The organism is Cupriavidus sp. 05N40 (genome assembly GCF_056397305.1).
In genome coordinates this window covers 1-7,979 of the sequence record NZ_JBFTND010000306.1, presented here as the reverse complement: position 1 = coordinate 7,979, position 7,979 = coordinate 1, and the positions used below count along the sequence as shown (strand labels likewise).

Annotated in this window: 7 protein-coding genes; 3 read left to right on the top strand and 4 right to left on the bottom strand. The window is 59.8% G+C overall.

Annotated features, from left to right (window positions below; all coding sequences use genetic code 11):
* Positions 1–569 precede the first annotated feature (569 nt).
* On the top strand, positions 570–1,712 hold the full coding sequence (locus tag AC1DO7_RS38605; RefSeq protein ID WP_441624142.1) for a 3-deoxy-7-phosphoheptulonate synthase: 1,143 nt from the start codon (positions 570–572) through the stop codon (positions 1,710–1,712).
* A 105-nt stretch (positions 1,713–1,817) separates the two neighbouring features.
* Here the strand turns inward: AC1DO7_RS38605 and AC1DO7_RS38600 are convergent, their stop codons facing one another.
* Complete coding sequence (locus AC1DO7_RS38600) at positions 1,818–2,522, bottom strand: SDR family NAD(P)-dependent oxidoreductase (RefSeq protein ID WP_441624144.1); 705 nt, start codon at positions 2,520–2,522, stop codon at positions 1,818–1,820.
* The gene (locus tag AC1DO7_RS38595) at positions 2,519–2,743 is read right to left on the bottom strand and encodes a DsbA family protein (RefSeq protein WP_441643644.1); all 225 of its coding nucleotides are present in this window, start codon (positions 2,741–2,743) and stop codon (positions 2,519–2,521) included. Before AC1DO7_RS38595 ends, AC1DO7_RS38600 begins: the two co-directional genes overlap by 4 nt.
* 326 nt (positions 2,744–3,069) lie before the next feature.
* Here AC1DO7_RS38595 and AC1DO7_RS38590 point away from each other — a divergent pair, with 326 nt between their 5' ends.
* Positions 3,070–4,686 carry an AMP-binding protein gene (locus AC1DO7_RS38590; protein WP_441624148.1) on the top strand — a complete coding sequence of 539 codons (1,617 nt, stop codon included), beginning with the start codon at positions 3,070–3,072 and terminating at the stop codon, positions 4,684–4,686.
* Between the two features lie 122 nt (positions 4,687–4,808).
* Here the strand turns inward: AC1DO7_RS38590 and AC1DO7_RS38585 are convergent, their stop codons facing one another.
* Together AC1DO7_RS38585 and AC1DO7_RS38580 are read right to left on the bottom strand one after the other, a co-directional pair.
* Positions 4,809–5,432, bottom strand: a complete 624-nt coding sequence (locus AC1DO7_RS38585; RefSeq protein ID WP_441624150.1) for a 2-hydroxychromene-2-carboxylate isomerase — start codon at positions 5,430–5,432, stop codon at positions 4,809–4,811.
* A gap of 163 nt (positions 5,433–5,595) precedes the next feature.
* Positions 5,596–5,850 (bottom strand): hypothetical protein, encoded by a 255-nt coding sequence (locus AC1DO7_RS38580; RefSeq protein WP_477117369.1) that lies wholly within the window; start codon positions 5,848–5,850, stop codon positions 5,596–5,598.
* A gap of 392 nt (positions 5,851–6,242) precedes the next feature.
* On the opposite strand from AC1DO7_RS38580, the gene AC1DO7_RS38575 reads away from it, so the two are divergent.
* Positions 6,243–7,922, top strand: a complete 1,680-nt coding sequence (locus AC1DO7_RS38575; RefSeq protein ID WP_477117368.1) for an AMP-binding protein — start codon at positions 6,243–6,245, stop codon at positions 7,920–7,922.
* Positions 7,923–7,979: the final 57 nt, after the last annotated feature.

Here is a 7,979-nt window from a genome sequence, read left to right as displayed (position 1 = left end):
ACTCCACGCCGATGATAGTGCGGATTACCCGTGTGAAAGTAGGTAATCGCCAGGCTCTCCCTTGAAACCCCTCAGTACGCAAGTACTGGGGGGTTTTGCTTTTGGGCGGCTGATTTATAGCGACCAATTTGCAGCGCCGGTCGGACCGATGGCCGGGGCGCATGCAATGGCGACGCGCTGGCGGTGCTCGCCGACAGCCATCCTTGTTGGCGCTGCCCGGCGAGGCTCAGCTGCCCGGGGTATCGTGGGAGCCGATCCCTCGCAGGCGAATCTCATGAAGCTGATCGGCAACTTCATGCTATCCGTGATCATCGAAACGCTGGGCGAAGCATGCGCAGTGTTGGCTCTGAGCCCATTCGAGGAATGCCTCATCCAGGCAGTCTGATACTTGACGCACGTGGTTCCGATGATGCACGATTTCCAATTGGCTCATCCTGATTCGACTTCTTCCGTATGCCCCTCGCAGCACACCGGCGGAGGAAATTACCGCGCATGGATGGAAGCAGCGCCACCGAACCTGGACCGCCGGCACGCACCGGCGGTTTTTGTCTTAGCTCCAAGAGATAGCCATGAATGATCTGCAGAAGTCTCCGCCCACCATCGCCGAGGGTTGGCAAGCGCCGCCGGATCGCACCAGCGTGACCGACGACGCGCGCGTCGAAGACATCGTTCCGCTGCCGCCGCCAGAACACCTGATCCGCTTTTTCCCCATCCGGAACACGGCTGTCGAAACGCTGGTCACGCAGACGCGCCAGCGCATCGCCCGCATCCAGCATGGCGAGGACGACCGGCTGCTTGTGATCATGGGACCTTGCTCGATCCACGACCCGCAGGCAGCACTCGAGTACGCGCGGCTGTTGATGGCACAGCGGCAGCGGCACGCCGACTCGCTTGAGATCGTGATGCGCGTGTATTTCGAGAAGCCCCGCACCACCGTCGGCTGGAAAGGGTTGATCAACGACCCCTATCTGGACGAGAGCTACCGCATCGACGAGGGCCTGCGCATAGCGCGCAGCCTGTTGGTTGACATCAATCGCCTCGGCTTGCCGGCGGCCGGTGAGCTGCTGGACGTGATCTCGCCGCAGTACATAGGCGACCTGATCTGTTGGGGCGCAATTGGTGCCCGGACCACAGAAAGCCAGGTGCACCGCGAGCTGGCTTCGGGTCTTTCAGCACCGATCGGCTTTAAGAATGGCACCGACGGCAACATCAAGATTGCTATCGACGCCATACTGGCCGCTTCTCGTCCGCACCACTTCCTGGGGGTGCACAAGAACGGGCAGGTGGCGACGGTACACACCAAGGGCAACCCGGATTGCCATGTCATTCTCCGCGGCGGCAAGGCCCCCAACTACGATGCGGATTCCGTGGCGGCCGCGTGCAAGGAACTTGACGCTGCCGGGCTCGGCAACTTGCTGATGGTGGACTTCAGCCACGCCAACAGCAACAAGCAGCCAAAGCGGCAGATTGATGTAGCGCGCGACGTGGCGCAACAGATCAGCAGCGGCAATCGATCCATCTTCGGGGCCATGGTCGAGAGCCACTTGCTCCCCGGCGCGCAGAAGTTCACCCCGGGAGAGCACAGTCCGTCCGCATTGACATACGGCCAGAGCATTACCGATGCCTGCATAGGATGGGATGATTCGGTGGCCGTGCTGGACATGCTCAGTGAGGCGGTCAATGTACGCCGCAGGCTCAACTCAAAGCCGTAGCAACGAGGATGCCGCCCGTTGGCGGCAAGTCGCCGGTGACACCATTCCTGCTCGACGATTGTCTACATCGCGTCGCGTTCGCTGGCGCTATGCCTGGTCGAAGCCTTACCAGTTCTCGCCGAAGGGGCGGATCTCGACGTTGAAGGACCAGGCGCTTCTTGGCTGATGCGTGACGTGCCAGACTTCCTCTGCAATATCAGCCGGCCGGATGAAGAAGTCATCCGGAGCGCCCGGATACCTCTTGCGTGTCCATGCGAGGTCGATCACCGCATCAATGAGGAGATACGCGACGTGTACGCCTTGCTTGCCCAATTCCCGGGCCATTGACTCTGCCAGAATTCGCTGAGCAGCCTTCGTCGGTGCGAAGCCGGCAAAGTTGCTCTTGCCCCTGAGCGAGGAAGTGTTGCCAGTTGCGACGATGGCGCCGTGGCCTGCCTCCACCATGGCTGGCGCCAATCGCCGGGCCAGGTGAAGGAGGGCCATGACATTGGTGCGGAAGTTCGCCTCCAGTACCTGCGGTTCGATCTCCAGGAAGTTGCCAAACGAACCGCCCACAGCGTTGTGCACCAATACCTGTGGGTGGCCTAGCTCGGCCTGGATGCGATCCAACGCACTGTTCAGCTGCGACTCATCGGTGACGTCCGCGGGATAGGCGTGGGAGCCAGGCAACTCGCGTGCGATTTCTGCAATACGCTCCTGGTTGCGGGCGATCATGGCTACCTGGTAGCCGCCCGCCACAAAGCGCTGGACCAGAGCCAGCCCGGTGCCCGGGCCGACTCCCGTTATCAGGGCGAGTTTTCCTTTGGTCATGGAAGGGCCTCTTTTTGGATTGACTTGGATGAAAGCGCGGCACGTACGAATTCCAGCCGGTCGTTGCCGAAGAAGAGTTCAGAATCGACAAAGAAGGACGGAACGCCGAACACGCCACGCGCTGCCGCGTCCTGGTTATTGCCCGCGAGTCGGTCACGGATGTCCGAACCTTCTGCGCGGCGCCAGACGTCGACGTTGGGCTCCGAACTATCTGATGTCACGGCGTCTCCATGAAAATGATCGTTTAGTGAACGGACGTTAATCTTCGGGGCGGAGCTTGTCAAGCGGGATGCCGATGAGGCGATGCAGTCATCGTCCACCTACCGCGTCCAGTCGGGCTTGACAGGGCTGAAGACTTAACTTAACGTCAGATAGGTAAACGAACGTTTATTTGAACGTGTCTGACGCAGTGCGCGAAGCTGACCATGTCCTTGGGCGGGGAAGGGCATACGCAATGCCGCCGAGCGCTCCTGCCTGGACCTGCAGTTGCCGCAGTTTCTGCTGTTGCTGCTGTTGCTGCTGTTGTCGGAACCATGTGAGTTGAAGAATGCCTCATCCACGACACTTCGCGCTAACGACACCAGATAAAGTTGCTGCGGTATTCGTCCCTGCAGGGGTAGAGATCACGTATCTCGAACTCGAGCAAGGGGCCAATCGCGTTGCCAATTTGCTTCGCAGCATCGGCATTCAGAGCGGAGACGCGGTGCTCTTCTCCGTGGGGAATTGCCCTGAATTTCTCTATCTGGCGTGGGGCTGTCAGCGAGCGGGGGTCGTATTTACCCCGGCGTCGACAAGCCTGAGCAAGGAGGATCTGCGCTACATTGCCGGAGATTGCGGCGCAAGTGCGGTCGTTGTCTCAACCTCGGCGACAGGAAGCAAAAACCTGGCTGCGTCCGACTTTGGCACCGTGCCTTGCTACTCGTTGGGGGGTGCCATTTCGGGCTTCCAGAGCCTGGAGGAGGCGCTTCGCTCAAGCGCTTGCACGCTAATTCCCGATCCCGCGCGCGGTCGGGAAATGATGTATTCATCCGGGTCGACGGGTCGTCCAAAGGGCGTGCGAAAGGTCATTCCGCCGATTCCGTACGACGCGATGGATCCACGAGACGCGTCATATGCAGGCCAGCCTGGCGTCGGCCCAATGATGGTCAGCCTGTGTACCTCTCCTCTCTATCATGCAGCACCGCACCGAAATGTTTCCGCGACGCTGGCAATGGGCGGTACCGCGGTGGTGATGGATCGCTTCGACCCTGTAGTGGCGCTGACGGCAATCGAGCAGTTCCGTGTCACTCATAGTGTATGGGTTCCCACGATGTTCCACCGTTTGCTTCGGCTGGATCCCATCACGCGGGCGAAGTTCGATCTTTCCAGCCATCGCGTTGCGCTCCACGGGGCGGCGCCGTGTGCCGTGGACACAAAAGAGGCGATGATCGATTGGTGGGGGCCGATCCTGCACGAGTACTACGCGGGCACGGAAGGCATCGGCGCTTGCTCCATCACCTCAGAGGAGTGGCTGCGGCACAAAGGCTCGGTCGGCAAGGCGACCGATGGCGTCATTCATGTCCTGGATGACAACGAGGATGAGATGCCGCCCGGCGCAACGGGTACGATTTTCTTCGAGACGAGCGCCAGCTTTGCATACTGGAACGACGCCAATAAGACGACGCTGAGCCGCAGCAAGCAAGGTTGGTGGACCTATGGTGACATCGGGCACCTCGACGGCGACGGCTACCTCTATCTGTCTGACCGTCGGGATTTCGTGATCATATCGGGGGGCGTGAACATCTATCCGCAGGAAATCGAGCAGGTGCTGCTTACGGATGCCCGGGTTCTGGACGCGGCGGTGTTCGGCGTTCCTGATGACGAGTATGGCGAGTCCGTCTATGCGGTGATCCAGGTTGAACGAATGCCTGATGCAGCAGAGATACTTGCCGAAGCGCTTAGTGCAGTTTGCCGTGAAAGGCTCGGCCCGATACGCGCGCCCAAGTACTTCGCATTTGTGTTGGACTTTCCGCGCTTGCCGACTGGAAAGCTGCAGAAGAAGGCGTTGCGGGAAACTATCATCGAATCCCGCAAGTACTCAAACGAGAAGGTGCCGCGGCATGGCCTATGGGAAGTGCGCCTGGACAGGCCTGCGAGGGGATCCACGCAGACCGCCTCGGCATGAAGCGGGCCTGCCTGAAGAGGGCCTCAGGTCGGGTCACTGCGTGACGCACTGCCCGCCTCATTAAAAAATTGCGTGCGGGGCTTCCGGTCTCGTGCGGAAGCCCTGTGCAGGCCCCCGCTGTCTTACTTCAGTCGCGCTTTCGCGCGCTGGATTTCCTCCTCGACATCCCGCAACTGATCTTTCCCAAAGAACATCTCGTCGCCGACAAAGAAGGTCGGCGAGCCAAAGGCGCCGCGTTTGAAAGAGTCCTCTGTATTCGACAGCAGGGTGAGCTTAACCTCGGCATCCGCGATGTGATTCTGGAAGTTGTCGCCGTCCAGGCCAGCGGAGTTCAAAGCGCCCGCAATCACTGCAGGATCATCCATCTTCAAACCTTGTTCCCACATATTGGCGAACACGGCATCGACATACGACGCGAAGGTTCCATGCTTCTGGGCAGCCACGGCGCCGCGCATGATTTGCAAGGTGTTGACGGGCCAGTAAGGGTTGTGCCGATACGCCGTCAGACCATGCTTGGCGATGAAACGCTGCATCTCCAGTTGTCCAAACTCCGGCTTATTCTTGATGCCCCCAAATGCCTCTGCCGGCGATCGGTTTCCGGTCAGCCTGAACAGGCCACCAAGCAGCACGGGAACATATTCAAACGTGACACCCTGGCGAGCCTCAATGCCTGGGATGACCTTGTGGCTAAGGTAAGAATTCGGACTGCCGAAATCGAAGTGAAACTGGACGCTTATGCGGCTCATGTTGTCTCCTGCAGCGAGATTGACAGAAATGGATGGGAAAGAACTCGGCGGCGCAAGGGCTGGGCCCGCTTGGTCAGGGAAGGTAGATGGCGGGTTCGATGTGCTCGCAGGCCTCAGAACAGCGTTGCGCCTGGGCGTAGCGCAGGCGCCAACCTGTCATGGCTCAGGTCTTGCTCAGGGGTTCGAGCGCCTCGATAGACCGTCCGAGAAAGCGGCGGCTGGATGCGAGGATCTGCTGCCTGGTTCGGTCAGATTCAACAACCCGGGCCAGCAAGATCGCTCCCACGCATTGCGCGACCAATGCCCAGGCAGCATCTTGATCGTTCAGGCGATCCTTCCAGCTGTTGTGCAGTTTCTTCGCGGCTCGCTCCACTGTGGCGCGGACCTCTGGATCGGCCCTCGCAATTTCCGCGCCCAAGCTTGTGACTGCTTGAGTATCGCATTCGGCTCACCTTGAATATATCAACCTGCGGGAAGTATAGCATTACGATCGTTTAGGATTGAGAGCCGTTTGTCAGAGCGGGCGCCAATGGCAGCGCATTCACTCCACCTTGAAGGTGGCTGCGTGGGGCTGCGCGGGTGGTCGATGGTCGTGAATACATGTTGACATGGTCCTACGGGTAACCTACGATCGTTTACCAAACGAACGTTAACCAAAGATATTGCGGCGTTTTCTGGTATCAGATCCGGCTCAGAGAACGCGATCATTTGGGCACGCCGGCAAGCCGAGAGTTCGCCATCCCACCCGCTGGGAACGGAGCGAAGCAACCCCGGATACAACTGGGGCATAACAATTGAGGAGACGTCAATATGGAAGCCAGACGCTGGCATGGATCCTACCCGCCCGGGATGCCACTCGAGATCGAGGTAGAGGAGACAGCTACGCTCGGAGCGATGATTGAAAGGACGGTCACTTCGTTCTCGGCGCGCCCGGCCCTGACGTGCCTCGGGGAGTCGCTGAGCTACGCAGAGCTTGGCCTCCTTTCCGAGGCGCTGGCGACCTTTCTTCAGCAGTCGGGATTGAAGAAGGGGGATCGCGTGGCGTTGATGTTGCCCAGTTGCCCCGCCTTCATCATTGGCCTTGCTGCGGTGTTCCGCGCAGGAATGGTGGCGGTGCCCGTCAATCCGCTCTACACGCCACGTGAGCTGAAGCACCAATTGCAGGACTCTGGCGCGGCCGGCATTATCGTTGCTGACCAACTGCAGCAGTCATTGCAGCAAGTACTGGCAGAAACAGGCATTTCGCTGGTACTGACAGCGCCGGTGGTCGGGATGAAGCGTGTCGCCGGACAACTTCCGGCAGCGGCTGCCGATGCTGAACTTGCTGAAGCAGTCGACGCGACGGGCAAGTGTCGACTCCTGCCATTGGCGACAGCAATCCTCCAGGGAAGCAGAGGGAAGCTCGCCGAGGTCTCCCAGACGGCGCAGGACATCGCGATCCTGCAGTACACCGGTGGTACGACAGGCGTATCCAAGGGCGCGATCCTCACGCATAAGTCGGTCAGTGCGAGTCTGGCCCAGGTTCTGACATGGGCGAGGCCGGCACTGACAGCGCCGCAGGCTTCGATGGTGACGCCTCTGCCGCTGTATCACATCTTTCCGCTTGCCACTGCGTTGCTGGCGCTATCGGTGGGCAGCGAAAATCGGTTGGTGCCAAATCCGCGAGATCCCGGGTCGGTGGTTGCGGAGATGAAGCGGCGGCCATTTCAGATGTTCATAGGCGTCAACACATTGTTCAACAGCCTTGTGAATGAGCCGGAGCTTCATTGCGTCGACTTCAGCGCTACGCAACTGGTGGTGGGCGCCGGAGCGTCGATCCAGGCTGCCGTAGCCAAGCGTTGGCGCGCTACGGGGGCGCCTGCCGTTACCGAGGCTTACGGACTCACGGAGACCTCGCCGAGCGCCACCTTCAATCCGCCAGGCCGCAGTGGGACGATCGGCATTCCCGTTGCCTCTACGGACGTACGCCTGTTGGATGACAATGATCAGGACGTTCCACTGGGGGGCGCGGGTGAGCTACTTATCAAGGGCCCACAACTCTTCAGGGGTTACTGGAACCGGGAGGAGGAAACACGGAAGGCGTTCTTTGACGAGGGGTGGTTCAGAACGGGAGACATTGTGACCATGGACGAGCAGGGGTTCATGACAATGGTCGACCGCAAGAAGGACATGATTCTCGTCTCGGGATTTAACGTCTATCCGAACGAGATCGAGGCTGTCGTGGCCATGATGCCAAATGTCATGGAGGTTGCCTGTATCGGTGTTCCCGACGAGCGTTCAGGCGAGGTACCCCACTTGTTTGTTGTCCCGCGCGATCCCACTCTGACGAGGGAGCAAGTGGAGGTTCACTRCCGCACACAGCTTGCGGGATACAAGATGCCACGACACGTTACGCTTATCGATGCGTTGCCAAAGTCCACGGTCGGCAAGATCTTGCGCAGAGAACTGCGTACCCGCATGCCGTCCAGTCAAGGAGGATCCTCACGCTGAGGGCAGCGTTGCAGCGTCCAGTCAAGGAGGATCCTCACGCTGAGGGCAGCGTTGCAG

What these genes read in the sequence shown, in the direction of transcription:
- AC1DO7_RS38605 (WP_441624142.1), top strand. Translation starts at nt 570, where the DNA reads ATGAATGATCTGCAGAAGTCTCCGCCCACCATCGCCGAGGGTTGGCAA.
- AC1DO7_RS38600 (WP_441624144.1), bottom strand. Translation starts at nt 2,522, where the DNA reads ATGACCAAAGGAAAACTCGCCCTGATAACGGGAGTCGGCCCGGGCACC.
- AC1DO7_RS38590 (WP_441624148.1), top strand. Translation starts at nt 3,070, where the DNA reads ATGCCTCATCCACGACACTTCGCGCTAACGACACCAGATAAAGTTGCT.
- AC1DO7_RS38585 (WP_441624150.1), bottom strand. Translation starts at nt 5,432, where the DNA reads ATGAGCCGCATAAGCGTCCAGTTTCACTTCGATTTCGGCAGTCCGAAT.